We start from the raw sequence: 26,652 nt of genomic DNA on the forward strand, positions 1-26,652 counted from the left end.
CCCAGAGCCTGGCGGCGGGCGGCAACGCTGCCGCCAGCACGGATCGTTACGACTGCCGTGGCTTGAGGTTCTGCACCTTATAGAAGGTGTGATCGCCGATGGTGGCCACCTGGTAGGCATTGCGCCAGTTCGGGCTGGCGATGGACAGCGCAGCGAAATGGCTGGCACCGGGCACGATCTCGCGGCGCTCGCCGGCCGGCAGCGCCCAGTTGCGCTCGGCGTCGAAGGCCACGTTCATCGCCTCGCTCCAGGCCGCGTCGTTGCCCAGCTGGGTGCCGGGGGAGACGATGGTCGGCGCGAACTGCTTGCGCGCGGTGACCACCTGGCACATGGAGTCGCCCCACAGGCCACTGTCGAGGCGGCGCAGGGCGACCTCGGCGACGGCCTGCTGGCCACGCAGGGTCTGGTCGCGGGCTTCCAGGTAAACGGTGGTGCTCAAACACAATGAATCAGCGGCCGGCTGAGGCAACAACTGCGACAGCCAGAGAATCCAGGCCAGTTTCATATAACTCCTTGCTCCGTGTGGGTCGCACCCTCCGGTTCCGGCCGCAGGGGCGACAGGAGGCGGGGCACGACTTGGCGTCATGGGGAGGCGGCCATCGGGGCCGCCCCGTGGGCAGCCCCAAAAGAAACGATCAGTACCGATCGAGGGGGCTGCGCCGGCTCACCGGAAACTGGCTGGTGAGCGGAAAGATGGCGCAAGGTAGGGGGGCATAGCCGAACGCATCGTGAACCGTCCGGCTTGACATTCAGGTTCGGCAGGGGTGACGGAAATCACATTCCGCCCCCCATTCAGGCACCCATCAGAGCGCGGCGGCGACCCGGCTGCCCTGGTCGATGGCCCGCTTCGCATCCAGTTCGGCGGCCACATCGGCCCCCCCGATCAGCTGCGCGTTGATGCCGGCGGCCTGCAGTTCGGCCTGTAGCGCACGGTTCGGTTCCTGCCCGGCGCAGATCACCACGTGGTCGACCGGCAGCAGCTGCTCGCTGCCTTCCAGGCGGATGCGCAGGCCTTCGTCGTCCACGCCCAGGTACTCGACGCCGCCGAGCATGCGCACGCCCTTGGCCTTCAGTGTGGCGCGGTGGATCCAGCCGGTGGTCTTGCCCAACCGTGCACCGGGCTTGCCCGGGCTGCGCTGCAGCAGCCACAGCCGACGCGGTGACGCTTCGACCTCGGGACGGGCCAGCGCGCCGCGGGCCTCGAACGCGCTGTCCACGCCCCATTCGGCCATCCAGCGCTGCGGGTCCAGCGAAGGCGACTCGCCGGCGTGGCTGAGGAACTCGCCGACATCGAAGCCGATGCCGCCGGCGCCGATGATCGCCGCATTGGTGCCTACTTCAACCCGGCCCAGCAACACGTCCAGGTAGCTGACCACTTTGGCGTGGTCGGCGCCGGGGAAGTCGACCCTGCGCGGGGTGATGCCGGTGGCCAGCACCACCTCGTCGAAGCCGGCCAGGGTGGCGGCGTCGGCGCGGGTGCCCAGGCGCAGCTGCACGCCGGTTTCGGCCAGCTTGTGGCGGAAGTAGCGCAGGGTCTCGTGGAACTCTTCCTTGCCGGGGATGCGCTTGGCCACGTTGAACTGGCCGCCGATCTCCTCGTTGGCATCGAACAGGGTGACCTGGTGGCCGCGCTGGGCAGCGACGGTGGCACAGGCCAGGCCGGCGGGGCCGGCACCGACCACGGCAACCTTCTTCGGCGTGGCGGTGGGACGATAGACCAGCTCGGTCTCGTGTGCGGCGCGCGGGTTGACCAGGCAGCTGGCCAGCTTGTTCTCGAACACGTGGTCCAGGCAGGCCTGGTTGCAGGCGATGCAGGTGTTGATCGCCTCCGCGCGGCCGGCACGGGCCTTGTTCGGCCACTGCGGGTCGGCCAGCAGCGGGCGTGCCAGCGACACCATGTCGGCACCGCCATCGGCGAGGATGCGTTCGGCGACATCGGGCATGTTGATGCGGTTGGTCGCCACCAGCGGCACCTTCACATACGGCTTGAGCTTGGCGGTGACGCCGGCGAAGGCAGCCCGGGGCACCGAGGTGGCGATGGTCGGAATGCGCGCTTCGTGCCAGCCGATGCCGGAATTGATGATCGTCGCGCCGGCCGCCTCGATCGCCTGCGCCTGCTGCACGATCTCTTCCCAGTTGCTGCCGTCTTCCACCAGGTCCACCAGCGACAGGCGGTAGATGATGATGAAGTCCGGGCCACAGGCCTCGCGGATGCGGCGCACGATCTCGACCGCGAAGCGCATGCGCTGGTTGGCATCGCCGCCCCAGCGGTCGGTGCGCTTGTTGGTGCGCGGGGCGATGAACTCGTTGATGAGGTAGCCCTCCGAGCCCATCACTTCCACACCGTCGTAGCCAGCCTCGCGGGCCAGCTTCGCGCTGCGTGCGTAGTCGGCGATATGGCGCTCGACGCCACTGGCCGACAGTGCGCGCGGGGTGAACGGGTTGATCGGCGCTTTCAGCTTCGACGGTGCCACCGACAGCGGGTGATAGGCATAGCGGCCGGCATGCAGCAGCTGCAGGCAGATCTTCGCGCCATGCTGGTGCGCGGCAGCGGTGAGCTGCCGGTGCGGACGTACTTCCCAGGGCCAGGACAGCTTGCCGCCGAACGGCTTCAGCCAGCCCACCACGTTCGGCGCGAAGCCGCCGGTGACGATCAGGCCGACGCCGCCCTCGGCGCGCTCGGCAAAGTAGGCCGCCAGCCGCGGGAAGTCGCGGGCGCGATCTTCCAGGCCGGTGTGCATCGAGCCCATCAATACGCGGTTGCGCAGCTGGGTGAAGCCCAGGTCCAGCGGGGCGAACAGATGGGGATAGGCGCTTTCGTTGGCTGGCGACATGGTCGATACGCTTGCGTACGGAAGCGCGAAGCGTGCCGCGAAACGGCGGCCGGGGCAAGGGCTGCGGCGCTGCCCCCGAACTCCGGGGGTAGTGCCGGCCGCTGGCCGGGTACGCTCGGCACATGCGTGCTGTCGCTCCCGCAATTCGCTGTGCGAACCGCGGGCCCCACTTACCGGCCTCCACGCCCCCGCGCCTGCGGCGCTGCCCCCGAACTCCGGGGGTAGTGCCGGCCGCTGGCCGGCATCCCGGTCAGCTCAGGGGGACTGCGGCTGCCGGCCAGCGGCCGGCACTACCGGGGTGCGACCGATCCCGAACCAGCCCAGCGTGACACCACACAGCGGGCCGATCAGCAGGGCGAAGGCGAGGGTGCCGAGGCCGACATTGCCGCCCAGCCACCAGCCCAGCAGCAGGACGCTGCCCTCGATCAGGCTGCGCACCTTCCAGATCGGCCAGCCGGTGCGGGCGTGCAGGCCGGTCATCAGGCCATCGCGCGGGCCGGGGCCAAGCTTGGCTCCGATGTACAGGCCAGTGGCCAGCGCGACCAGCAGCATGCCGGCGCAGAACATCGCCAGCTGCCAGCCAAGACCGATTGCCGGCGGCAACAGCCACAGCCCGAACTGCGCAGACGGGCCGATCAGCATCACGTTGAGGACGGTGCCGACGCCTGGCTTCTGTCGCAATGGCCACCACAGCAGCAGCACCAGTGCGCCGATCACGTTGGTGGCCAACCCGAACGATAGCGGTGTCTGCGCGGCGATGCCCTGCGACAACACATCCCAGGGAGCAACGCCGATCGCGGCGCGGATCATCAGCGAGGCACCGAAGCCATACAGGAACAGGCCGACGATCAGTTGCAGCAGGCGCAGGGGCAGGGCGGTGGGCATGGCAGACTCGGGGGAGGAGGATCTGTTCCCACCGTATTCCCACTTCCGCTTCATCCATAGATACAGATGCCGGTCAATCCGCTGGTACAGGCAGCGCCGATCCTGGATGTGGGGCTGTTCTGTAGAGCGAAGCCCATGCTCGGCTGCTTTGCCTGGCGCCGCCAGCCGAGCATGGGCTCGGCTCTACATGGGAAGCGTCACTCGCCCCAGCCTGCCAGCGCCAGCTTGCCCACCGTGCGCCCGCTGGCGAGGCGCTGATGCGCGATGTCCAGGTTGGCCGCAGTGATCGTGCCGAGCGTCTCGCTGAGCGTGCCACGCAGCTGGCCGGCGTCGATCATGCTGGCCGCGCGGCTGAGGATGCGGTGCTGTTCGATGCGGTCGGCGGTGGCGAAGCGGGCGCGCGCGAACATGAACTCCCAGTGGATGCCGATGCACTTGGCCTTGTACGGATCACCGATGCGCAGTGCAGCGCGCGGTTCGACGATCAGGCCGACATGGCCCTGCGGCGCCAGCAGTTGGCCCAGTTCATCCCAGTAGTGGTCGGTGTCGGCCAGATTGAGCGCGACCTGTACCGCATCGATGCCCAGTGCCTGCAACTGGGGCAGCAGCGGCCGGTTGTGGTCGATCACATGGTGTGCACCCATCTGCCGGCACCAGTCGGCCGAGGATGTGCGGGAGGCGGTGGCGATCACCTCGAAGCCGGCATGCCGGGCCAACTGGATCGCCATCGATCCGACGCCGCCCGCACCGCCGATCACCAGCAGGCGCTGGCCGGTATGGCGGCGGTCATCCAACTGCAATGGCATGCGCTGGAACAGCAGTTCCCATGCGGTAAGCGTGGTCAGCGGCAGCGCGGCCGCTTCAGCGAAATCCAGCGTGGTCGGCTTGCGGGCGACCAGGCGTTCATCGACCCATTGGTACTGCGCATTGCAGCCCGGACGGGTGACATCGCCGGCGTAATAGACCTCATCACCGGAGGCGAACAAGCTGGCCTCTTCGCCGATGGCTTCGACCACGCCGGACGCGTCCCAGCCGAGCACGCGGGGCGCCTCCAGCGTGCTTGGGGCAGTGGCCGCGCGCTGCTTGCCATCGACGGGATTGACCGAGACCGCTTCGACCCGGATCAGCAGGTCGCGACCGCGGGGAGGCAGCGGCGGGGGCAGGTGGATATCGCGCAGTGCGGGGGCGGATTCACGACTCAGGGCGACGGCTTTCATCTCGGCTCCGGCTGGGTTCGTGGCCCCATCATAAGGTTCCTCACCTTTCCGCAAGCGCGCTGAACCGTGTGAAGCAATCCGTTGCGGAATATGTCGCTTTCCCCGCCTAAACACCGTCAAACCCTTGCAGCGCGAAGGTCTTGCGGATTTTCATCATCCTGTATAGGGTTTCAACGTCGGACCGGTGGAGGGTCGGGCACAACACTTCACATGTTACGGGACTGTTAACATGACCTTCACCCGCCTGAGCATAATGTTCGCGGCGGTGGCGTGCTGAATCGGCTGTCGAACATCGACGCAGTAGTGCTGGCCCATGCCTCTACCGGTTTCATACCCCCGAAATAGGAGCTGTACTCAATGAACAAGAAGATCCTTACTGCCGCGCTGCTGGGTGGTCTGGCTTTCGCCCAGGCTGCCTCCGCGCAGGAGTTCGATGACCGCTGGTACCTGACCGGTTCGGCCGGCTTCAACTTCCAGGACAGCGACCGTCTGACCAATGACGCTCCGTTCGTGACCCTGGGCCTGGGCAAGTTCATCAGCCCGAACTGGTCGCTGGACGGTGAGCTGAACTATCAGAACCCGAACTTCGATTCGAACAAGGACCTGAACTGGTCGCAGTACGGCGTCTCGCTGGACCTGCGTCGCCACTTCATCAAGGAAGGCCGCGGCTGGAACCCGTACATCGTCGGTGGCCTGGGCTACCAGAAGTCGGAAGAAGAGTACCCGGCGCTGAATGCCAATGGTCCGCGCCAGCGTAAGGACGGCAACGTTGCCGCCAAGCTGGGCGTCGGCCTGCAGACCACCTTCGAGAAGCGCGTTGCTGTCCGCGCCGAAGTGGCCTACCGCGCTGACTTCGACGACAAGAGCGTTGCCGCTCCGAAGGAAGACTGGTTCGGTGACGTGCTGGCTTCGGTCGGCGTCGTGATCCCGCTGGGCCCGGCTCCGGTCGCGGCTGCTCCGGCTCCGGCTCCGGTTGCCCCGAGCTGCGCCGACCTGGATGACGACGGTGACGGCGTCAACAACTGCGACGACAAGTGCCCGAACTCGCAGCCGGGTCAGACCATCGGTCCGGACGGTTGCCCGGTGCCGGTCTCCATCGACCTGAAGGGCGTCAACTTCGACTTCGACAAGTCGAACCTGCGTCCGGACGCCGTGGCGATCCTGAGCGAAGCCACCGAGATCCTGAAGCGTTACCCGGATCTGCGCGTTGAAGTTGCCGGTCACACCGACTCGAAGGGTACCGACGCTTACAACCAGAAGCTGTCGGAGCGTCGTGCTACCGCCGTGTACAACTACCTGACCAAGAACGGCGTTGACGCCGGTCGCCTGGTCGGCCCGATCGGCTACGGCGAGAGCCGTCCGATTGCTCCGAACACCAACCCGGATGGTTCGGACAACCCGGAAGGTCGCGCCAAGAACCGTCGTACCGAGCTGAACGTCCAGAACTAAGTTCTGACGCTCTGCCAGTAGGACACAGCAGGACCCGGCTTCGGCCGGGTCTTGTTGTTTCTGCGGCCCGGAATCCGCGTGTCCGTCGGTCCGGGAACAACCGTTCGTCGGGTTTTTATCCGTAAAACCAATGAGTTGCCGTATTCATTGAAAGTGGCGCTTGAAAGCTGTCGCGGCATTGCTAAACTCGCCGCGTCACTTCCTTTCCTGGATGCCCTTCATGCTGCGCTCTGCATCGGCCGCCTTCCTGGCGCTGGCCCTGGTTCCCGCCGCCCACGCTGCGGTCGATTGCTCGGTCAACACCAGCGCCTCGCCGCTGCCGTTGCCGGCCACGACCATCGCGCCGGTGGCCGACGAGCTGTACATCCGTGGCAACCAGCTGGGCATGCCGGCCGGCGTGCTGAGCAGCAGCTACGATCCGTCGCAGTCGCTGGACCAGGTGCTGCAGCGCCTGCGCATCGATGGCTGCCAGAACATCGCCAAGGCCATTCCGAGCGCCCCGGCAGTGAAGCCGAACGATCCGGCGGCCTACAAGCCGCAGACCGAATTCGACAACACGCCCTGGCGCTTCGACATGAGCCAGAACGGCAAGCGCATGACCGCCGAAGAGTTCGACGCCTGGATGAAGGCGCGTGGCGTGCGTGTGGTCAAGGCGCGTCCGGCTCCGGCCGCCACTCCGGCCCCGGCCGAAGCACCGGCTGAGACCAAGCCGGTCGACAAGAAGTAAGCACCGCGGGGAGCAGAGGCTTGCGCACGCGCCGCCCACCTGCCGCCCCCGCCGCCCGCTCCCACGCACCGCGTGGGCGTGCGACTCCCGCTGCCACTGCCGCCGGTGTCCGTCATGGCCTGGCGCGCGTGCTGTCCAAGGCCGGTGTGTGTTCGCGCAGCGAGGCCGCGCGCTGGATCGCCGATGGCCGCGTGCGCGTCTCCGGCCGCATCGTGCGGGATCCCGAATTCCCGATTGGGCAGCCGGCGCCGCCGATCGAGGTCGATGGCCAGCCGATGGGCGCGCCGCAGCGCCTGTACCTGATGCTCAACAAACCGCGTGGGGTGGTGACCACCGCGCAGGATGAGCGTGGCCGCGATACCGTGTACCGCTGCTTCGATGGTGCCGGCCTGCCGTGGATCGCGCCGGTCGGGCGCCTCGACAAGGCCAGTGAAGGGTTGTTGCTGTTCAGCAACGATCCGCAGTGGGCGGCGCGCCTGACCGACCCGCAGACCGGGCCGGACAAGACCTACCACGTGCAGGTCGACCGCCTGCCCGATGACGCCACGCTGGCGGCCCTGCAGGCCGGCGTGGACGACGAGGGCGAGTTCCTCGTCGCCCAGGCTGTGCGCGTGCTGCGCAGCGGCGACAAGACCGCGTGGCTGGAGGTGGTCCTCGACGAGGGCCGCAACCGCCACATCCGCCGCCTGTTGGCGGCCTTCGACCTGCAGGTGCTGCGCCTGGTCCGGGTTGCGATCGGCGGGCTGCAGCTCGGCGATCTCGGCAAGGGCCAGTGGCGGGTGCTGGAGGTCAGTGACCAGCAGCGGCTGGGGGCCGCTGCACCGGGCTGATCATCGCCCGCGGCCGGCGGTTGCCGGCCACCGTTCCAGGCGTAGGGGGCGTCTGGCTGCTGAATTTCCCGAACGGAGCCTGCCCATGTACCACCCGACCCTCAACCAAACCCTGCGCTGCGCAGGCCTGCTGCTGCCGATGGTGCTGCTGACCGCCTGTGGTGGCCACAAGAAGGTGGCCAAGGCGGAAACGCCGGCCGAGACCCCGGTGGTGGAAGTGAAGACCCCGGAGCTGGATGGTCGCGGCAGCTACCGCTTCCTGATGAGCAACGGCGACAAGAAGATGACCGCCGACGAGTTCGACGCCTGGATGAAGGCCAACGGCATCCGCGTTGCCAAGGGCAACGGCCAGGATGCTGCCGCCAAGCCGGTGGTGGTGGCCAGCAAGGACGAGCCGAAGGGCAAGAAGAAAAAGAAGTGATGCCGGGAAGGTGCCGACCTCGGTCGGCACGCCATCAGGTTCTGGTAGGTGCCGACCTTGGTCGGCACGCTTTGACAGGGTCGGAACCCTTTCCGCAGGAAAGGGATCCGACCCTGGTCGTGATCAGCCCTTGATCACGCCCAGCTCGACACCGATGCGGGTGAACGCATCGATCGCGCGGTCCAGATGCTCGCGGCTGTGCGCGGCGCTGATCTGGGTGCGGATGCGGGCCTGGCCCTTGGGCACCACCGGGAAGAAGAAGCCGATCGCGTAGATGCCTTCTTCCAGCAGGCGCTCGGCGAACTTCTGTGCCAGCGGCGCGTCGTACAGCATCACCGGGCTGATCGGGTGCACGCCCGGCTTCACGTCGAAACCGGCGGCGACCATCTTTTCGCGGAAGTAGCGGGTGTTCTCCACCAGGGCGCCACGCAGGTCGTCGGCGGCGGCCAGCATCTCGAATGCCTTGATGCCGGCGGCAACCACATGCGGCGGCAGCGAGTTGGAGAACAGGTACGGGCGCGAACGCTGGCGCAGCAGCTCGATCACCTCGGCGCTGGCGCAGGTGAAGCCGCCCAGTGCGCCGCCCATGGCCTTGCCCAGGGTGCCGGTGATGATGTCGATCTTCTCCAGCACGCCCTTCACTTCGGCCGAGCCGCGGCCGGTGGCACCGAGGAAGCCGGTGGCGTGGCATTCGTCGATGTGCACCAGGGCGTTGTACTTCTTCGCCAGCGCGGTGATCTCGTCCAGCGGGGCAATGAAGCCGTCCATCGAGAACACGCCGTCGGTGGTGATCAGCTTGGTCTTGCAGCCGGCGGCGTCGGCGGCCTGCAGCTGGGCTTCCAGGTCGGCCATGTCGCAGTTGGCGTAGCGGAAGCGCTTGGCCTTGCACAGGCGCACGCCGTCAATGATCGAAGCATGGTTCAGCGCATCGGAAATGATCGCGTCGTTCTCGCCGAGCAGCGGCTCGAACAGGCCGCCGTTGGCATCGAAGCAGGCGGCGTACAGGATGGTGTCCTGCTTGCCGAAGAAGTCGGCGATCTGCTTCTCCAGCTGCTTGTGCAGGTCCTGGGTACCGCAGATGAAGCGCACCGAGGCCATGCCGAAGCCGTGGGTATCCAGCGCGTCCTTGGCGGCCTGGATCAGGTCCGGATGGTCGGCCAGGCCCAGGTAGTTGTTGGCACAGAAATTCAGCACCTTGCGGCCGTCCTCGAGGGTGATCTCGGCCGACTGCGGGCTGGTGATGATCCGCTCGGACTTGAACAGGCCCTGGGCGCGGATGGCGTCCAGTTCCTCGGCGTAGTGGCGGGTCAGGGCGGAGGAGACGTCGGTCATGGCGTGGGCACGGCTCTGAACGGGGAAACCGCTGATTCTACCGGGCATCGTCGTCCACCGACCGGGCCGGATGGGGCGTCGCCACGGCCGGCACATGTTGCATCGCAATAGCAAACTGGTTAAGAATTCGTGAACCGGACCTGTCCCGTTCCGGCCGCTACACCCGCTCCCGCCTTCCACGCCACGCCACCGCCCCCACCGGAGACGCTCATGAAGCACGCCCGTGCCTGCCTCGCCATTGCCGCTGCCCTGACCCTGGCCGCCCCGTTCGCCGCCTGCGCCCAGGAAAACGAATCGCCGTACAGCTGGAACGTCACCGCTGTTTCCGATTACCTGTTCCGTGGTGTGTCGCAGACCGACGAGGATCCGACCCTGCAGGCCGGTTTCACCTACACCAGCCCGGTTGGCCTGTATGCCGGCGTTTGGGGTTCGGGCGTGGACTTCGGTGCAGGTGATCCGAAGACCGAGGTCGACTACCTGATCGGCTACGGCGTGGACGTCACCGAGCGCGTCAACGTCGACGTGCTGCTGAACCGCTACACCTACCTGAAGTCCAGCCACCAGAACTACAACGAGCTGATCACCACCACCACGCTGGATGACACCTACAAGCTGACGGTGGCCTACACCAACGATGTATGGAACAGCAGCACCGATGGCTGGTACTTCGGCCTGGGTGGCAGCTGGGGCCTGCCGAAGGACTTCACCCTGAATGCCAATGTCGGCCGCAGCACGTTTGAAGACGGCATTGCCAAGGATTACACCGACTGGAATGTCGGCGTTGAGCGCCAGTTCGGGATGGCCAAGGTCGGCCTGGGCTACTACGGTACCGACGGCAACGGCCGCGACAACTCCGGCAAGCTGGCGCACAGCCGCGTGCTGCTGACCGTGGCCATCGGTAACTGATGCGCCTTCGCTGATGTCCACGAAAAAGGCGCCCAATGGGCGCCTTTTTCAATTCCAGCCGCATGCCTTACCCCGGCTGGGGGAGAGCCCCCTTGTTGTTCAAGGGGGCGCGCCGACGGCGCGGGGATAAGGAAACCTGCGGGGGAATTGACCCGAAGGGTCAATTCCAGCTGAGCACAACCTTGCCGGCCTTGCCTTCTTCCATCAGGTCGAAGCCCTTCTGGAAGTCGTCGATCGGCAGCTGGTGGGTCATCACCTTGCCGAGCGGGAAGCCGGACAGCACCAGCTGGGTCATCTTGTACCAGGTCTCGTACATCTTGCGGCCGTAGATGCCCTGCACGGTCAGGCCCTTGAAGATGATCTTGTCCCAGTCGCAGCCGGCGCCCTTGGGCATGATGCCGAGCATGGCGATCTTGCCGCCGTGGTACATGCAGTCGAGCATGTCGTTGAACGCGCGCGGGTTGCCGCTCATTTCCAGGCCGACGTCGAAGCCCTCCATGTGCAGTTCCTTCATCACGTCCTTCAGCGACTGGTTGGCCACGTTGACCACGCGGGTAGCACCCATGTCGGCGGCCAGCTTCAGGCGGAAGTCGTTGACGTCGGTCACCACCACGTTGCGTGCACCGATGTGCTTGCAGATGCCGGCGGCGATGATGCCTATCGGACCGGCACCAGTGATCAGCACGTCCTCGCCAATCACGTTGAACTCCAGCGCACAGTGCGCGGCGTTGCCGTAGGGGTCGAAGAACGCAGCCAGCTCGGACGGGATCTGGTCCGGGATCGGCCACAGGTTGCTGGCCGGCATCACCATGTACTCGGCGAAGGCGCCGTTGACGTTGACGCCGATGCCGACAGTGTTCGGGCACAGGTGTGGGCGGCCGCCACGGCAATTGCGGCAGTGGCCGCAGACGATGTGGCCCTCGGCCGAGACGCGCTGGCCGATCTCGTAGCCGGTCACGGCCGAGCCGAGCGCGGCGACGCGACCGACGAATTCGTGGCCGATGGTCAGGCCCGGCTTGATGGTGCGCTGGCTCCACTCGTCCCACAGGTAGATGTGCAGGTCGGTACCGCAGATCGCGGTCTTCTCGAGCTTGATCAGGACCTCGTTCGGGCCCGGGGTCGGAACCGGAACTTCTTCCAGCCAGATGCCCTTGGCCGCTTCGCGCTTGACCAGGGCCTTCATCGTTTGCTGCGCCATCGGGGTGGAACTCATCAGGGGGAAAGCGCGGATTATAGGGTGCCGCGCGGATTTCCCATGTTGCGCTGCGGGTGCAGTGGCGGAACGAAAGGCGTGCGCCGGCGGGCGTTTCGAACGTACTGCGAACAGCGGTGTCGCTTCGCTCGCCGGGCATGGCTCGGCGCTACCGTCCGAGGCCAGGGGACTGTGGGGAGGCGAGAGGCCAGGCCGATGCAGGACCGTGAGCGCCATGGATGGCGCGACCGAGCCCCCATGGGTGAGGGCGCTTTGCTTGCGGAGCACTGCTTCGCAAGCGCCCGAACGCACAGCCGCCAGCGGCTGGGCCGGGCCGCGGAGCGGGGTTTACGGCGTGTCCTGCATCGGCCTGGCCTCTCGCCTCTGACCGATCGCAATGGAGACGCTGAACGGTGGAAGCACCTGATTGCATGACTTCCGGGGTTCGGGCCGGGGCAGGGCGGCGGGCTACAATCGAGGGTTCCACTACCAGGGGCCGCTCCATGCGCTCGAACCTGCTTGCATTCTCCATCGTCGCCAGCCTCGGGCTGGCCCAGGTCGCCCATGCCGCTGAAGGCATGTGGGTGCCGCAGCAGCTGCCGGAAATCGCCGGCCCGTTGCAGAAGGCCGGCCTGAAGCTGTCCCCGGAACAGCTGTCCAACCTGACCGGCGACCCGATGGGCGCGGTCGTCGCCCTCGGCGGCTGCACCGCCAGCTTCGTCTCGCCGCAGGGCCTGGTGGTCACCAACCACCACTGCGCGTATGGCGCCATCCAGCTGAATTCGACCGCGCAGAAGAACCTGATCAAGGACGGCTTCAACGCGCCGACCCTGAAGGACGAACTGAGTGCCGGCCCGAACGCCCGCGTGTTCGTGCTCGACCAGATCACCGACGTCACCGCCCAGGCCAAGGCTGCCATTGCCGGCGCCGGCAGCGACCCGCTGGCCCGCAGCCGCGCGCTGGACGCGTTCGACAAGGCCCAGGTCGCCGCCTGTGAAGCCGATGCCGGCTTCCGCTGCCGCCTGTACAGCTTCTCCGGCGGCAATACCTACCGCCTGTTCCGCAACATGGAAATCAAGGACGTGCGCCTGGTCTACGCGCCCCCGGGCAGCGTCGGCAAGTTCGGTGGCGACGTCGACAACTGGATGTGGCCGCGCCACACCGGCGACTTCTCGTTCTACCGCGCCTACGTGGGCAAGGATGGCAAGCCGGCTGCCTTCGCCGCCGACAACGTGCCGTACCAGCCCAAGCACTTCCTGAAGTTCGCCGACCAGCCGCTGGGCGCCGACGACTTCGTGATGGTGGCCGGCTACCCGGGCCGCACCAACCGCTACGCCCTGGCCGGCGAGTTCAACGAAACCGCCAGCTTCACCTACCCGACCATCGCCAAGCACTACAACGCAGTGCTGAAGATGATCGCCGATGCCGGCAAGGCCGACGCCGACGTCAAGGTGAAGTACGCCGCCACGGCCGCCAGCATGAACAACGTGGCCAAGAACTACCTGGGCCAGCTGGAAGGCTTCAAGCGCATCGACGCCGCCGGCCAGAAGCAGGCTGAAGAAGCCGCCGTACTGGCGTGGCTGAAGAAGCAGGGCGCTGCCGGCAAGCCGGCCCTGGCGGCACACGCGCAGCTGCTCAAGCATCTGGATACCAGCAAGTCGACCCGCGAACGCGACCTGTTCGTCGGCCAGTTCAACAACACCTCGGCCGTCGGCGCAGCGATCACCCTGTACCGCCTGTCGATCGAGCGCAGCAAGCCGGATGCCGAACGCGAGGCCGGTTACCAGGAACGCGACCTGACCACCATCGAAGGTGGCCTGAAGCAGATGGACCGTCGCTACGTGGCGAAGATGGACCAGCAGCTGCAGACCTACTGGCTGGACCAGTACGTGGCCCTGCCGGCCGCGCAGCGCGACAACGAAGTGCTGAACAAGTGGCTGGCCGGCAGCGATGCCGCTGCGGTCAAGTCGCTGGTGAACAAGCTGGGCGGCACCGAGCTGGGCAGCCTGGACACCCGCCTGAAGTGGTTCAAGGCCGACCGTGCCGCGTTCGAAGCCAGCAATGATCCGGCCATCCAGTACGCCGTGGCCGTCATGCCGGCGCTGCTGAAGCAGGAAGAGCAGCGCAAGATCCGCGAAGGCGAATCGCTGACCGCGCGTCCGCTGTACCTGCAGGCCGTGGCCGACTACAAGAAGAGCCAGGGTGAGTTCGTCTACCCGGACGCCAACCTGTCGCTGCGCATCACCTTCGGCAACGTCATGGGCTATGGCAAGGATGGCGTGAAGTACACCCCGTTCACCACCCTGGAAGGCGTGGTGGCGAAGGAAACCGGTGAAGATCCGTTCGATTCGCCGAAGGCGCTGCTCGATGCGGTCAAGGCCAAGCGTTACGGCGGCCTGGAAGACAAGCGCATTGGTTCGGTGCCGGTGAACTTCCTGTCCAACCTGGACATCACCGGTGGCAACTCGGGTTCGCCGGTGCTGGACGCCAACGGCAAGCTGGTCGGCCTGGCCTTCGACGGCAACTGGGAATCGGTCAGCTCCAACTGGGTGTTCGACCCGGTGATGACCCGCATGATCGCCGTCGACAGCCGCTACATGCAGTGGATCATGCAGGAAGTGGCACCGGCGCCGCAGCTGCTGAAGGAACTGAACCTGGCGAAATAAACCGGTTGCGGTAGTGCCGGCCGCTGGCCGGCAACCTCGACCAGATAGCCGGAGTTTCCGAAACCCCGCGACCCACGTCGCGGGGTTTTTTCATGCCCGGCCCGGCCCGGTGCGCCGAACAGGTATCATCCCTGTTCCGCGCACTTCACAGGATGTGAACGAAACGCGGAAACCTCCTCCCCCCAGGACCCCTTGCACGCATGCGCATCCTGCTTGCCCGCCACGGCGAAACGCCGTGGAACGCCGAAGGCCGCTACCAGGGCCAGATCGATATTCCGCTTTCGCCGATCGGCGAAGCCCAGGCCCAGGCACTGGGTGCCCGCCTGGCCTCGGTCGACATCACCCGTGCCGTCGCCTCGCCGCTGTCGCGCGCGCAGCGCACCGCACAGCTGGCGCTTGGCGCCGCGCGTGCCGACATGCTGCTGACCGAGCCGGAGCTGCAGGAAATCGCCCACGGTGAGTGGGAAGGGCTGCTGGCCAGCGAAATCAACGAGAAGGATCCGTCGCGCCTGCAGGCCTGGCGCGAGGAGCCCGATACCGTGCTGATGCCCGGCGGCGAATCGCTGCGCCTGGTGCTGGAACGCAGCTGGCGTGGCCTGGCCCGTGCCACCGAAGGCCTCGGCGAGCACGACACCCTGCTGGTGGTTGCCCATGACGCGGTCAATCGCGTGATCCTGTGCAAGGTGCTGGGCCTGCCGATTTCCCGCCTGTGGACCTTCCGCCAGGCGCCGACCACGCTCAACCTGCTCGAAGGCGCCGACCTGGACAGCCTGGAAGTGGTGCGCCTGAACGACTGCGCCCACCACACGCCGTTCTTCGGCGAAGCCAAGCACCGCGCCCTCTGACCCGCCACACCGAACCACCTGTACCTGTTGGAAGCACTGCCGTGACGAACCCCCCGACCACCCTGGCCGACTGGCTGGATTACATTGAACGCCAGCACCCGGCGAGCATCGACATGGGCCTGGAGCGCGTGCGCGCCGTGGCCACGGCGATGGGTCTTGGCGCCCCGGGCGGGCGCACCATCGTGGTCGGTGGCACCAACGGCAAGGGCTCCACCGTGGCCTTCATCGAGGCCATCGGCCGTGCTGCCGGTTGGAAGGTCGGCGCATACACCTCGCCGCATCTGCTGCGCTACAACGAACGTGTGCGCATCGATGGCCAGGATGTCGACGATGCGGCGTTGGTTGCTGCGTTCAATGCCGTCGAAGCGGCACGCGGCGACACCACGCTGACCTATTTCGAGTACGGCACGCTCGCTGCTTTGCAGCTGTTCGCCGAGGCAGAGCTGGACCTGGCGGTGCTGGAAGTGGGCCTGGGTGGCCGCTTGGATGCGGTCAACATCATCGATGCCGACGTGGCGGTGATCACCACCGTGGACATTGACCACGCCGAGTGGCTGGGCGAGGACCGCGAGGCGATCGGCACCGAGAAGGCCGGCATCATCCGCGGCTGGAAGCCGGTGATCCTGGGTGAGACCGATCCGCCGTCGAGCGTGCTGGCGCGTGCCTATCTGGTCGGTGCCAATGCGATCCGCGGTGGCAGCGATTACTTCTACGAGCCGATCGACGCCCAGCGCTGGCGCTGGCGTGATGTCGGCCTGCGCATGGAACTGCCGACCCCGGCGCTGGCCGGCCCGATCCAGCTGGCCAACGCCGGTGCCGCCATCGCCGCGCTGCGCGCGCTGGACAAGCCGGTGCCGCGTGCGGCGTGGGCCGCGGGTATCGCGGCAGCGCGCATCTCCGGCCGCATGCAGGCGTTCGAGCGTGACGGTGTGCAGATCCGCGTGGACGTAGGCCACAACCCGCAGGCTGCCGGCCAGCTGGCGCGCGCGCTGAAGGCCGAAGTGTCAGCCGGCCGCACCCTGGCGGTGTACGCCGCGTTGCAGGACAAGGACGCGGCGGGTGTGGTGCAGGCACTGCAGGACGTGGTGGGCGAGTGGACCCTGGCTGGCCTGGACGGCCCGCGCGGGCAGAGCGCCCAGCAGCTGCAGGCACGCCTGACCGGTACGGCTGCGGCCAAGGCACAGCGGGCCGGTACCGTTGAACAGGCGCTGGCGCAGGTGTTGTCACAGTCCGAGCGGGGGGACCGTGTGCTGGTATTCGGCTCCTTCCATACCGCCGCTGCGGCCCTGCAGTGGCTGCAGGGCGACGCCTGATCCGCGTTCAGCCAACGCCGACGCCGGCCGGTCCGGCACCCGTATAATCGACGGCAATCTCCGGACAGTTGCCTGCCTCACGTGGATACGCCTCTGAAACAGCGTCTGATTGGTGCCATCGTGCTGGTGGCACTGGCCGTGATTTTCCTGCCGATGCTGGTCAAGGGACCCGCGCCCGACAGCGGTGTCGCCAATGTGCCGATCGCCGCACCGGATGCGCCGGCCGATGGCCAGTTCGAAACCCGTGAGTTGCCGCTGGTCGCCCCGGCGGGCGGTGCCACCGGCCTGCAGACCGGTCAGGCCAAGCCGCTGCAGGAGGCTGCCACGCCGGCTACGCCGCCGACCGTGGATACCTCGCCGGCGGTTGCCGCCGGCAACTACGCCGTCACCTTCGGCGCCTACGGCAGCAAGGCCGACGCCGATGCGGTGATCGCCTACCTGAAGCGCTCGCAGCTGCCGGGCTTCGCCGAAACGGCCACCATCAACGGCCGCCAGGCATGGCGCGTGCGCGTTGGACCTTACGCCGACCGCGCCCAGGCCGAAGCGGCCCGCCTGCAGGCGGTGAAGATCCGCGCCGATGTGAAGGCCGAAGTCATCGCCCTGGACGCAGCAGCGGGCAACAGTTCCGCCGTTGCCGCTACGCCGGCCCCGGCCTCACCCGGCACCAGTACTCCGGCCGCAGCCACCGCACCGTCGGCCAGTGGCAATCCCGTGCGCAGCGAAAGCCTGCCGCCGAGCACGCCGACCGCCACCACCACCCCGGCCGCCAAGCCGGAACCGCCGAAGCCGGCGCCGAAGCCGGAGGCTTCAAAGCCCGAGCCGAAGCCGGAGGCCACGGCCAGCAAGCCGGCCACGGCTCCGACCACGCCGGCAGCACCGGCCGCCAGCGGCGTCGGTTTTGCCGTGCAGCTGGGCGCGTTCGGTCAGGCCAACGATGCCAATGCCCTGCGCGACAAGGTCCGTGCCGCCGGCTTCAGCGCCTTCGTCGAGCAGGTGCGCACCGAAAAGGGCACCCTGCATCGCGTCCGCGTCGGGCCGGTGGCCAATCGCGCCGATGCCGAGCAGTTGAAGGCACAGGTCGCCGCCAAGGTCGGCGTGGCCGGCATGGTCCGACCGCACCCGTGATCCAGCGTGTTGCCCGCCGTCGTCACTGGCAGGAGCGGGCTGCGTGATCGATATCGTGCTGGGCGTGCTGATCGGCGCCTCCGTATTGTTCGGTTTCATCCGTGGCTTCGTGGGCACGGTGGTTGCGCTGGTGTCGTGGCTGCTGGCCGGCTGGATGGCCTTCACCTTCGGCAACGAGGCCTCGCACTGGTGGGCGGCACCGCAGCCACCCGGCACCGGCCATTACCTGGCCGGGTACCTCGGTGTCTTCGTTCTGACCGTCGTGGTGGTTGGGTTGGTCGGGCTGCTGCTGAAGGCCGCGATCAAACTGACCCTGCTGGGCGGCGTCGACCGCCTGCTGGGCGGCACCCTGGGCCTGGTGCGCGGTTTGTTCTTCGCCAGCATCCTGTTGTTGCTGGCCGGATTCACTGCGCTGCCGGGCGAACCGGCCTGGCAGCAGTCGCAGCTGCGGCCGCTGCTGCAGCCTGCGGTGGCGTGGATGCAGGCCCAGCTGCCGCATCTGGACAACGTGCTTCCGCAGTCGCTGCCCTTGGAGGCCCTGCTGCCAGAGCGCCTGCCCTTGCCTCTGGACGAGATCACCCCATCTTCGCAGCAAGTGTTGGGCAAGCCGGCGGCGACAGGCGATAATGGCGTCCTCAACCAGGTAGTGGCGGGCGGCGGATGGCCGCGGTCCGTGGAGATGGAGCAGGAGCCCGCACGGGCCTCCACACTGCCCAGCAACATCGAGCCGGCGCCCGTGCGCCCGGCATGGCCCGCGCCAGCCGCGGACGGAATCCACGGCCAGGTACGGCCACCTTCCCTGTAACTGGGCGCAGCCCAGCGGAGACCTCGCACCATGTGTGGCATCGTCGGAATCGTCGGCAACCAGAACGTCGCCGGGCAGTTGTATGACGGCTTGACCGTTCTCCAGCATCGCGGCCAGGATGCGGCGGGCATCGCCACGGCCAATGGCAGCCGCCTGCGGGTGCAGAAGGCCACCGGCCTGGTCCGCGATGTGTTCGATGCACGCACCATGTCCACCCTGGAAGGCAGCGTCGGCATCGCCCATGTGCGCTACCCGACGGCCGGCTCGGAAGGCATGGACGAGGCGCAGCCGTTCTACGTGAACTCGCCGTACGGCATCGCGCTGGCCCACAACGGCAACCTGATCAACACCGAGGCGCTGCGCCAGCAGGTGTTCGAACAGGACCGCCGCAACGTCAACACCGATTCGGACAGCGAAGTGCTGCTGAACGTGTTCGCCTATGAACTGGAGCAGCAGCGCCAGCTGAGCCCGGAAGCCGCGATCCGCGCGGTGGCCGGCGTGCACCGCCGTTGCAAGGGTGGCTATGCGGTGGTCAGCGTGGTGCTGGGCCTGGGCCTGGTCGCCTTCCGCGATCCGCATGGCATCCGGCCGCTGGTACTGGGCAAGCGCAGCCACGCCGAAGGTGACGAGTACATCGTCGCCTCCGAGTCGGCCGCGCTGGACGTGCTGGGCTTCCAGCGCGTGCGCGACGTGCAGCCGGGCGAAGCGCTGGTGATCACCGCGCGCGGCGAGCTGTTCTCGGAAATCTGCGCCGAGCCGGCCGAGCACACCCCGTGCATCTTCGAATACGTGTACTTCGCGCGTCCGGATTCGATGATCGACAACGTCTCGGTGCACAAGGCGCGCATGCGCATGGGCATCAAGCTGGGCGAGAAGATCCTGCGCCTGCGCCCGGACCACGACATCGACACCATCATCCCGATCCCGGACACCTCGCGCGATGCCGCGCTGGAAATCTCCAACGTGCTGGGGGTGAAGTACCGCGAAGGCTTCATCAAGAACCGCTACATCGGCCGCACCTTCATCATGCCGGGGCAGGGCGAGCGCGTGAAGTCGGTGCGCCGCAAGCTCAACCCGATCCACCTGGAGTTCCGCAACCGCGTGGTGCTGCTGGTGGACGACTCGATCGTGCGTGGCACCACCAGCCAGCAGATCGTGCAGATGGCTCGTGATGCCGGCGCGCGCAAGGTCTACCTGGCCAGCGCGGCGCCGCCGGTGCGCTACCCGAACATCTACGGCATCGACATGCCGGCGGCCGAGGAACTGGTCGCGCACAACCGCACGGTGGAAGAGATCGAAGCCCACCTGGGCTGCGACTGGCTGATCTACCAGGACCTGGAAGACATGGAAGCGGCGGTGAGCGAGGGCAACCCGGCGCTGCGCAACTTCGATTCGTCCTGCTTCAACGGCCACTACCCGACGGGTATCGAGCCGGGCTACTTCGAGCGCATCCAGCAGCTGCGTTCGGACGACGCCAAGCACAAGCGCCGCGCCTGAGGTCCAGGCGTGGTTGCGGTGCCCGATGTTGGAGGTGACCTGCTGCGCGCGGCGCAGCAGTGCCTGGCTGAAGCCGACCCGCTGCGCAAGGTCGCGCTGACCCAGGCGTATGCGGCCGCGTTCCGTGCCGGTCGCCTGAAGGTGGCCGCCGATGCGCCGCCGCCGGAGCCGATCTGCATGCCGGGCCGGCCGTCACGGCTGGTGCTGGTGCATCCGCGCGAAGTGCCGCGGCGCGGACTGGGCGGCGTGGAAGGGCGTGCCGCCTTCATCCACGCCATCGCCCATATCGAACTCAACGCGATCGACCTGGCCTGGGATGCGGTGTACCGCTTCCGCGGCCTGCCGTCGGCCTTCCATGCCGACTGGGTCAGCTGTGCCGACGACGAGTCGCGGCACTTCATGCTGCTGCGCGAGCGGCTGCAGGTGCACGGCCACGACTACGCCGATTTTCCCGCGCACAACGGCCTGTGGGAAATGTGCGAAAGGACCGCACACGATGGACTGGCACGCATGGCGCTGGTGCCGCGCGTGCTGGAGGCGCGCGGCCTGGACGTGACACCGGGCATGATCGAGAAGCTGCGCAATGTCGGCGATGGTGAAACCGCCGATGTGCTGGAAGTGATCCTGCGCGAGGAAGTGGCGCACGTCGCCGCCGGTTCCCGCTGGTACCGCTGGTACTGCGATCGCGCCGGTGTCGAGCCGCGTGCGCGTTTCAAGGAACTGCTGGTGGAGTACGCCGGCGGCTATCTGCATGGGCCGTTCAACATGGAAGCGCGCCTGCTGGCTGGCTTCGACGCCGACGAGCTCGCCAACCTGGTCGAACAGGCCGGCTGAGAAAAAGGGGACGGAGGGGATTAAGTCGTTTGTGCCACAAACGACTTAATCCCCTCCGTCCCCTTTTTCATGCGTTCGGCAGCACCACGCGCTTGCCATCCACTGTCGGCCGGTTGATGTAGAACAGGCCGGGACCCGGCCGGTAGGGCAGTTCGCTGACGCCGGCATCGGCGGCGTAGGTCAGTGCGGTATCGCCCAACGCATCGAAATTCCAGTGCGCGGACTGCATCAGGTAGCGTCTGCGCAGCAGCGCCTCCTGGGTCTGGGTCAGCGCCTGTCCGGCCACCAGCCGCCGTGCGATCGGCTGCAGCGCCGACGGCAGTTCCCAACCGGGAACATCGGCGGCGTTGGCGATCCATTGCACGCCTGCATCGATCGAATGCTGCTGCATCACCTGCAGCGCGATCAGCTGGTAACGCCAGTCGATGCGCCGACGCAGCACCACGGCAGCGGTGACGTACAGCACGGGTGACAGCAGCACACTGCGGCTGCCGGCGCGACGCTGCTGCTGCCACTGGTGCCAGACATCCACCCAGATCTCCTTTTCACCCACGCCCAGCTGCTGCCGCCAGCGTTCGGCGTCGGCCTGCGTTTCGGCGTAGGCCGTGGTGGCCTGCAGCAACGCCAGTGGAGGGACCTGGTAGTCGGAAACCGCTGGGCGACGCAGCTGCTGCCGGCGTGGACGGCTGAGCAGCTTGGGCCCTTCTTCCAGCTGGTTGTAGCCACCGCCGATGTTGGCGTGCACGCCGGGCAGGGCGATCTCGGTGAACGTTGGCGCGACGCTGGTCAATGGATAGTGTTGGCGATGCTCGTCGCGCGCGGCCAGTTGCACGACGTGTGCCGCGATGCCACTGCGCAGGGCGAGCTGCGGGTGTTCATCGGCGCGGCCACCATTGACTGCAACCACGGTGTCGAACAGTCCGATGAAGCGCAGCACCGGCGTGACGGCGGCGAAGTCCGCAGTGCAGGGCAGGCCGGCGCCCTGCAGCAGCTGGCGCCAGCGCGCGCTGTCCCAGGCCTGCAGCTGGTTTGCGATATCACGTGCCGCGGCAGCACCGCGCGAATAGCCGAACAGATCCAGCTGCACGCCACGCAGCGGTCGCTGCCAGCGCGCGGACAGCTCGGCCAGTGCCGCCGGCAGCAGCACCTGCATCGCGCGCTGCACTTTCGCGCGAACGCCACTGGCACCGATGCCGAAGGCCAGTCCGATCAGATCGTCATCGGCATCATCGCGGGTCCCCACGCCCTCGACATAGATCGACAGCGAAGGCGCGGCCATCGCATCGCGGCGGCTGTCCGGATACAGCTGCTGCAGGCGCGCGATGTTGGTCAGACCGTTGTCGTAGCTGCTGGTCAGCCGGCTCTGGTAGGTCGAATCATCATCCGCGCGCAGCTGCGCCGGGCGTGGCTGCGGAACCTGTGGGCGACCGCGTGCCAGGTTGTGTGCGTTGTTGCGGGTGCCATCGAAGAACAGGCCGATCCGCAGCAAGCCGACATCTTCGTCCGTGTCCTGCGATGGTGCCATGTGCATTCCCCGTCGTGGCTGCGTCACGGTAGCGCGAAAGCGGTGTATTGGCGAAGTGTAGTGACGCTTTTGACCTTACTTAACGCAGATGCGGTCGATCACAGTTCCTGATTTTCATTCCCATCTTCTATTGAATTCACACGACCCGCGCAGGCCAGATGGCCAGACCCGGTAGACCCGGGCGTGCTGCATCAACGCTGTTCACATCATTCAAGGAGCGACGCAATGTTGTCCAGATCGATTGGCAAAGCGGCAGGTGGCCTGGTGTTGGGTTTGTCGGTGGCAGCGGCCGCGCATGCGGCACCGTTGTTCGAGCCGGTGACGGTCATCAGCCGCGCATCGGCAAACAGTGAGCCCGCGCTGGGCAAGCTGCTGGCCACCCCGTCCACCGCGACGGTACAGGAAGTGCGTGTCGACGCTGCTGCCACTGCGCAGCCGCAGCTGGAGTTCGAACTGCTTGGCCAGCGCGTGCAGGCGGTACGCAGCAAGGTTGAAGCCCTGCCCGATGGCGGCAGCATCTGGTACGGCCAGTTGCGCTCGCCGTCCGATCGGCTGACTGCCGCCACTTCGAACGGCCAGGATGATCCTGGTAATTCAGTGATCCTGGTGCGTTCGGGCAACACCCTCACCGGTTCGATCCGCAAGGACGGCAAGCTGTATCGCCTGCGCCCACTGGGCAACCGCCATGTACTGGTGGAAGTGGATGAATCGCGGATGCCGGCCGACCATCCGGCCGACTACAACCAGCTGCCGAAAATCCCGATGGGCAACAATGACCGCATCGGCATCGCGCAGGCCTCGTCCGGTACCCCGGCCACCATCCGCGTGCTGGTGGTGGCGACCAATGCCGCCGTCGCCGCCTATGGCGGCAACATGCAGTCGCTGGTGCAGCTGGCGGTGGCCGAATCCAACCAGGGCTACGTCAACAGCAACGTGGGCATCACCCTGCAGCTGGCCGGCTATGAAACCACCAGCTACACCGAATCCGGCAACTTCACTACCGACCTGACCCGCTTCCGCAACACCAGCGACGGCTACATGGACAGCATCCACACCAGCCGCAACAACACTGCGGCCGATGTCGGCGTGCTGCTGATCAACAACACGAGCTACTGCGGGTTGGCCTCGGGCATCGGTTCGACGGCATCGACGGCGTTCGCGGCGGTGTACTGGGATTGCGCGACCGGCTATTACTCCTTCGCGCATGAGATCGGCCACCTGCAGAGTGCGCGGCACGATATCGCCAGTGATCCCAGCACGTCGCCCTATGCCTATGGGCACGGTTATCGCTACGAGCCGTCCTCCGGTTCGCGCTGGCGCACGATCATGGCTTATGACTGCTCGGCCGGCTGCCCGCGCCTGAACTACTGGTCCAACCCGAACATCAACTACAACGGCATCCCGATGGGCAATGCCAGCACCGCCGACAACCAGCGCGTGCTGGTCAATACCAAGGCCACCATCGCGGCCTTCCGCTGAGGCCAAACGCCGACCGAGGTCGGCGTCTACCCGGGTGCGTTCACCTGCCCTGGTAGATGCCAACCTTGGTTGGCACCCTGCGATCCATCATTCGCGCGGCAGGGTATCCAGCGTCCAGCCGCTGGCATCCACGCGCAGCACCGAACCCTGTTCGTACCAGTCACCCAGCACGATGCGGGTGCAGGCACGGCCACCGGCCTGCAGGCTGTGCACCGCCGGGCGGTGGGTGTGGCCATGGATCATGGTATCCACGCCATGGCGCACGAAGGTGGCATCGACTTCGGCCGGCGCCACATCGGTGACGGACTCGAACTGCGCACGATCATCCTGCTTCATTTCCGACTGGCGGGCCTGGCTGGCGTCGCGCGCTTTCTGCGCGAAGGCGATGCGTGCGGCCAGCGGCTGCGACAGGAACTGGGCCTGGAACACCGGATCGCGCGTCTGTGCGCGGAACTGCTGGTAGGGAATGTCGTCGGTACACAGCAGGTCACCGTGCTGCAGCAGTACCGGACGGCCGTACAGCTCGATCACGCAGGGGTCGGGCAGGATGCGCAGGCCGGCACGGCGCGCGTAGTCCTCACCGAGCAGGAAATCACGGTTGCCGCGGATGAAATACACCGGCACACCGCTGTCGGACAGTACCTTCAGCGCATCGGCCACCGCATCGGCAGCGGGCGAGGGCGTATCGTCGCCGATCCAGGCTTCGAACAGGTCGCCGAGGATGTACAGCGCGTCGGCGCCGGGCGCCTGCTCGCGCAGGAAGCGCAGGAACAGGTCGGTGATCTCCGGACGGCTGGGGTCCAGGTGCAGGTCGGAAATGAACAACGTGGTCATGCCCGCATTCTAGGCCATCAACGATGACGGTAGCGGCCCGGGCCGCGCCGTCAGGCCCGGCGGCGATCACACCGGCAGCGGCAACCAGGCCAGGCTGGCCGAGGCAAGCACGGTGGCGATGCCGGTGGCGGCAAGCACATCCGAGGGATAGTGCAGGCCGAGCACCACCCGCGACAGCGCGACGCCGGCGGTGAACGGCACCAGCAGCGGCGCCAGCCACGGGTAGTAGGCCAGCGCGACGATGGTGAACGACACCGCGTGCAGGGTGTGCCCGGAGGGGAAGCTGAATTCGTCCAGGGGTGCCACCCAGGCGCGGATACGCAGGTCCGCCGCGTACGGGCGCGGGCGCCGGGTCCAGCGCTTGAGGCCCTTGTACAGCAGCAGCGCGGCCAGGCCGGTGGCGGCCATGTGCACCGATGCGCGCAGGCCGTCGAAGCCATCAAGCAGCACCAGTGCCCCCATCAGCACATACCAGAACACGCCATCGCCGAGCCGGCTGATGACCGAGAACAGGCGGCGCACACGGCGGCGCCGGCAGTAGTGGTTGGCCCGTCGGCACAGGCGTGCTTCGCGGTCGGCCAGCAGCTCAAGCCGCGTGGTGCGCATGGCCGCTCCTCCGCGACAGGGCCAGTTCGGCCAGCAGGGCATCGAACTCCGCCACCACCTGCTGTGGATGCAGGCGCTTCATCGCGCGCGCGGCGTTGCCGCCCAGCATCTGCCGCTGCGCGTCATCCGCCGCCAGTTGCACCGCGGCTTCGATGAACTGCTCGTCGCTGTCCACCGCTGCGCCATTCTCACCGCTGCGCAGGTACTCACGGGCGGCGCCATAGTCGAAGGCCACGGTGGCCACACCGCTGGCCATGCTTTCCAGAGTCACGTTGCCGAAGGTCTCGCTGCGGCTGGGGAACAGGAACAGATCGCCGCTGGCGAAATGCCGGGCAAGCGCGTCGCCGCGCTGGATGCCGCAGAAGATGAAGTCGGGGTTTTCATGCGCCAGTTTTTCGCGGGCAGGGCCATCACCCACCCACACGAAGCGGGCCTTCGGACGGATCTGCTGCAACCGACGGAAGGCTTTCACGGCCAGACCGAGGTTCTTTTCCGCGGCGATGCGGCCAACATAGATCGCCACCAGGCCGTTGCCGTCCACGCCCCATTCCTCGCGCAGCGCAGGATCACGCCGGTTCGGATCGAACTGCTGGCTGTCGACTGCACGTGCCAGCAGGCGTACGCGTTCGAAGCCCTGCTCGCCGAGGAACTGCTGCAGCTCGCGCGTGGGCACCAGGGTCGCATCGGCCTGGTTGTGGAAGCGGCGCATCCAGCGCATCGCGGCTGCCTGCAGCCAGGCCACGCCGTAGTCGGGCAGGTATTCGTCGAAGCGGGTGTGGAAGCCACTGGCGACCGGAATGCCGAGACGCCGTGCGGTGCGCACGGCCGACCAGCCCAACGGACCTTCGGTGGCGACATACACGGCATCCGGCCGTTGTTGCTGCCAATGGCGACCGAGACGGATCGGTGCCGGCAGGCCGAAGCGCAGCCCGGGGTAGCGTGGCAGGGCGGCGCCGGGAACCAGCAGGGTGCCCGGTGCGGAGTCCAACGATTCGCTGGACTGGCGCGGCCGGATCAGGTCGATCTCATGACCGGAATTGCGCAGTCCCTGTTCCAGGCCCTGCACGGTGAGGGCAACGCCGTTCACTTCCGGCGGATAGGTCTCGGTGACGATGGCATAGCGCATGGCGGGCCTCCGGTTTTCCGGCATGCTCGGGCCTGGCGATGTAGCCGATATGACCACTTTGCGACCGCCAGATGACGCGGGTTGGGCCCGCGTGCCACCACGGCCCGGAAGGGCCGTGGTGGGGGACGCGTGCGGTGCGTGGATCAGAAGCGCTGCTGGTATTTCATGTAGATGAAACGGCCGATGTCGAAGCCACCGTAGTAG

Annotated in this window: 23 protein-coding genes; 13 read left to right on the forward strand and 10 right to left on the reverse strand. The window is 67.0% G+C overall.

Annotation, left to right across the window (positions count from 1 at the left end):
- Positions 1-46: 46 nt before the first annotated feature.
- The 4 genes from SriyCCGPB3_RS03995 to SriyCCGPB3_RS04010 form a co-directional block, all read right to left on the reverse strand.
- A complete protein-coding gene (locus tag SriyCCGPB3_RS03995; RefSeq protein ID WP_004154513.1) occupies positions 47-505 on the reverse strand; it encodes a cell wall hydrolase in 459 nt (152 codons plus the stop codon).
- Positions 506-803: 298 nt separating this feature from the next.
- A complete protein-coding gene (locus tag SriyCCGPB3_RS04000; RefSeq protein ID WP_153856568.1) occupies positions 804-2,834 on the reverse strand; it encodes an FAD-dependent oxidoreductase in 2,031 nt (676 codons plus the stop codon).
- 255 nt (positions 2,835-3,089) lie between these two features.
- A complete protein-coding gene (locus tag SriyCCGPB3_RS04005; RefSeq protein ID WP_350259889.1) occupies positions 3,090-3,719 on the reverse strand; it encodes a YczE/YyaS/YitT family protein in 630 nt (209 codons plus the stop codon).
- A gap of 197 nt (positions 3,720-3,916) precedes the next feature.
- Positions 3,917-4,936: a zinc-binding alcohol dehydrogenase family protein gene (locus SriyCCGPB3_RS04010; RefSeq protein ID WP_153856566.1), complete on the reverse strand. Its 1,020-nt coding sequence runs from the start codon at positions 4,934-4,936 to the stop codon at positions 3,917-3,919.
- Between the two features lie 357 nt (positions 4,937-5,293).
- Between SriyCCGPB3_RS04010 and SriyCCGPB3_RS04015 the strand changes: the two genes are divergently transcribed.
- The 4 genes from SriyCCGPB3_RS04015 to SriyCCGPB3_RS04030 all read left to right on the forward strand — a co-directional run bounded on the left by SriyCCGPB3_RS04015 (position 5,294) and on the right by SriyCCGPB3_RS04030 (position 8,363).
- A complete protein-coding gene (locus tag SriyCCGPB3_RS04015; protein WP_110711182.1) occupies positions 5,294-6,385 on the forward strand; it encodes an OmpA family protein in 1,092 nt (363 codons plus the stop codon).
- 220 nt (positions 6,386-6,605) lie between these two features.
- Positions 6,606-7,112, forward strand: a complete 507-nt coding sequence (locus tag SriyCCGPB3_RS04020) for a hypothetical protein (protein ID WP_110711183.1) — start codon at positions 6,606-6,608, stop codon at positions 7,110-7,112.
- Between the two features lie 20 nt (positions 7,113-7,132).
- The gene (locus tag SriyCCGPB3_RS04025; protein WP_197616478.1) at positions 7,133-7,942 is read left to right on the forward strand and encodes a pseudouridine synthase; all 810 of its coding nucleotides are present in this window, start codon (positions 7,133-7,135) and stop codon (positions 7,940-7,942) included.
- An 85-nt stretch (positions 7,943-8,027) separates the two neighbouring features.
- Entirely contained in the window at positions 8,028-8,363 is a 336-nt protein-coding gene (locus SriyCCGPB3_RS04030; protein ID WP_005412356.1) for a hypothetical protein, read from the forward strand.
- A gap of 123 nt (positions 8,364-8,486) precedes the next feature.
- Here SriyCCGPB3_RS04030 and kbl read toward each other — a convergent pair whose 3' ends face one another.
- The gene (gene kbl, locus SriyCCGPB3_RS04035) at positions 8,487-9,695 is read right to left on the reverse strand and encodes a glycine C-acetyltransferase (RefSeq protein ID WP_153856564.1); all 1,209 of its coding nucleotides are present in this window, start codon (positions 9,693-9,695) and stop codon (positions 8,487-8,489) included.
- A gap of 210 nt (positions 9,696-9,905) precedes the next feature.
- Here kbl and SriyCCGPB3_RS04040 point away from each other — a divergent pair, with 210 nt between their 5' ends.
- Positions 9,906-10,601, forward strand: coding sequence for a TorF family putative porin (locus SriyCCGPB3_RS04040; protein ID WP_350259890.1), 696 nt, complete (start codon positions 9,906-9,908; stop codon positions 10,599-10,601).
- A 160-nt stretch (positions 10,602-10,761) separates the two neighbouring features.
- Here the strand turns inward: SriyCCGPB3_RS04040 and tdh are convergent, their stop codons facing one another.
- Positions 10,762-11,784 carry an L-threonine 3-dehydrogenase gene (tdh, locus tag SriyCCGPB3_RS04045; protein WP_010483949.1) on the reverse strand — a complete coding sequence of 341 codons (1,023 nt, stop codon included), beginning with the start codon at positions 11,782-11,784 and terminating at the stop codon, positions 10,762-10,764.
- Between the two features lie 512 nt (positions 11,785-12,296).
- On the opposite strand from tdh, the gene SriyCCGPB3_RS04050 reads away from it, so the two are divergent.
- From SriyCCGPB3_RS04050 to SriyCCGPB3_RS04080, 7 genes are all read left to right on the forward strand, one after another.
- The gene (locus SriyCCGPB3_RS04050; RefSeq protein WP_153856562.1) at positions 12,297-14,459 is read left to right on the forward strand and encodes a S46 family peptidase; all 2,163 of its coding nucleotides are present in this window, start codon (positions 12,297-12,299) and stop codon (positions 14,457-14,459) included.
- 200 nt (positions 14,460-14,659) lie between these two features.
- The gene (locus SriyCCGPB3_RS04055; RefSeq protein ID WP_010483945.1) at positions 14,660-15,304 is read left to right on the forward strand and encodes a histidine phosphatase family protein; all 645 of its coding nucleotides are present in this window, start codon (positions 14,660-14,662) and stop codon (positions 15,302-15,304) included.
- A gap of 41 nt (positions 15,305-15,345) precedes the next feature.
- Positions 15,346-16,617, forward strand: coding sequence for a bifunctional tetrahydrofolate synthase/dihydrofolate synthase (folC, locus tag SriyCCGPB3_RS04060; protein WP_324187354.1), 1,272 nt, complete (start codon positions 15,346-15,348; stop codon positions 16,615-16,617).
- An 81-nt stretch (positions 16,618-16,698) separates the two neighbouring features.
- Positions 16,699-17,742: an SPOR domain-containing protein gene (locus SriyCCGPB3_RS04065; RefSeq protein ID WP_110711192.1), complete on the forward strand. Its 1,044-nt coding sequence runs from the start codon at positions 16,699-16,701 to the stop codon at positions 17,740-17,742.
- 43 nt (positions 17,743-17,785) lie between these two features.
- A complete protein-coding gene (locus tag SriyCCGPB3_RS04070) occupies positions 17,786-18,547 on the forward strand; it encodes a CvpA family protein (RefSeq protein WP_350259891.1) in 762 nt (253 codons plus the stop codon).
- A 30-nt stretch (positions 18,548-18,577) separates the two neighbouring features.
- Positions 18,578-20,044, forward strand: a complete 1,467-nt coding sequence (gene purF, locus SriyCCGPB3_RS04075; RefSeq protein ID WP_005408246.1) for an amidophosphoribosyltransferase — start codon at positions 18,578-18,580, stop codon at positions 20,042-20,044.
- 9 nt (positions 20,045-20,053) lie between these two features.
- Positions 20,054-20,878: a ferritin-like domain-containing protein gene (locus SriyCCGPB3_RS04080; RefSeq protein WP_350259892.1), complete on the forward strand. Its 825-nt coding sequence runs from the start codon at positions 20,054-20,056 to the stop codon at positions 20,876-20,878.
- A gap of 67 nt (positions 20,879-20,945) precedes the next feature.
- Here SriyCCGPB3_RS04080 and SriyCCGPB3_RS04085 read toward each other — a convergent pair whose 3' ends face one another.
- Positions 20,946-22,403, reverse strand: coding sequence for a DUF2235 domain-containing protein (locus SriyCCGPB3_RS04085; protein ID WP_164162711.1), 1,458 nt, complete (start codon positions 22,401-22,403; stop codon positions 20,946-20,948).
- A 225-nt stretch (positions 22,404-22,628) separates the two neighbouring features.
- On the opposite strand from SriyCCGPB3_RS04085, the gene SriyCCGPB3_RS04090 reads away from it, so the two are divergent.
- The gene (locus SriyCCGPB3_RS04090) at positions 22,629-23,882 is read left to right on the forward strand and encodes a zinc-dependent metalloprotease (RefSeq protein WP_110711200.1); all 1,254 of its coding nucleotides are present in this window, start codon (positions 22,629-22,631) and stop codon (positions 23,880-23,882) included.
- Between the two features lie 87 nt (positions 23,883-23,969).
- Here the strand turns inward: SriyCCGPB3_RS04090 and lpxH are convergent, their stop codons facing one another.
- The 3 genes from lpxH to SriyCCGPB3_RS04105 form a co-directional block, all read right to left on the reverse strand.
- Entirely contained in the window at positions 23,970-24,716 is a 747-nt protein-coding gene (lpxH, locus tag SriyCCGPB3_RS04095; protein ID WP_110711202.1) for a UDP-2,3-diacylglucosamine diphosphatase, read from the reverse strand.
- A 66-nt stretch (positions 24,717-24,782) separates the two neighbouring features.
- Positions 24,783-25,322, reverse strand: coding sequence for a phosphatase PAP2 family protein (locus tag SriyCCGPB3_RS04100; RefSeq protein ID WP_110711204.1), 540 nt, complete (start codon positions 25,320-25,322; stop codon positions 24,783-24,785).
- Entirely contained in the window at positions 25,303-26,448 is a 1,146-nt protein-coding gene (locus tag SriyCCGPB3_RS04105) for a glycosyltransferase family 4 protein (protein WP_153856558.1), read from the reverse strand. The genes SriyCCGPB3_RS04100 and SriyCCGPB3_RS04105 overlap by 20 nt, the downstream gene beginning before the upstream one ends.
- Positions 26,449-26,652: the final 204 nt, after the last annotated feature.

The organism is Stenotrophomonas riyadhensis (genome assembly GCF_040256885.1).
GTDB classification, from domain to species: domain Bacteria; phylum Pseudomonadota; class Gammaproteobacteria; order Xanthomonadales; family Xanthomonadaceae; genus Stenotrophomonas; species Stenotrophomonas riyadhensis.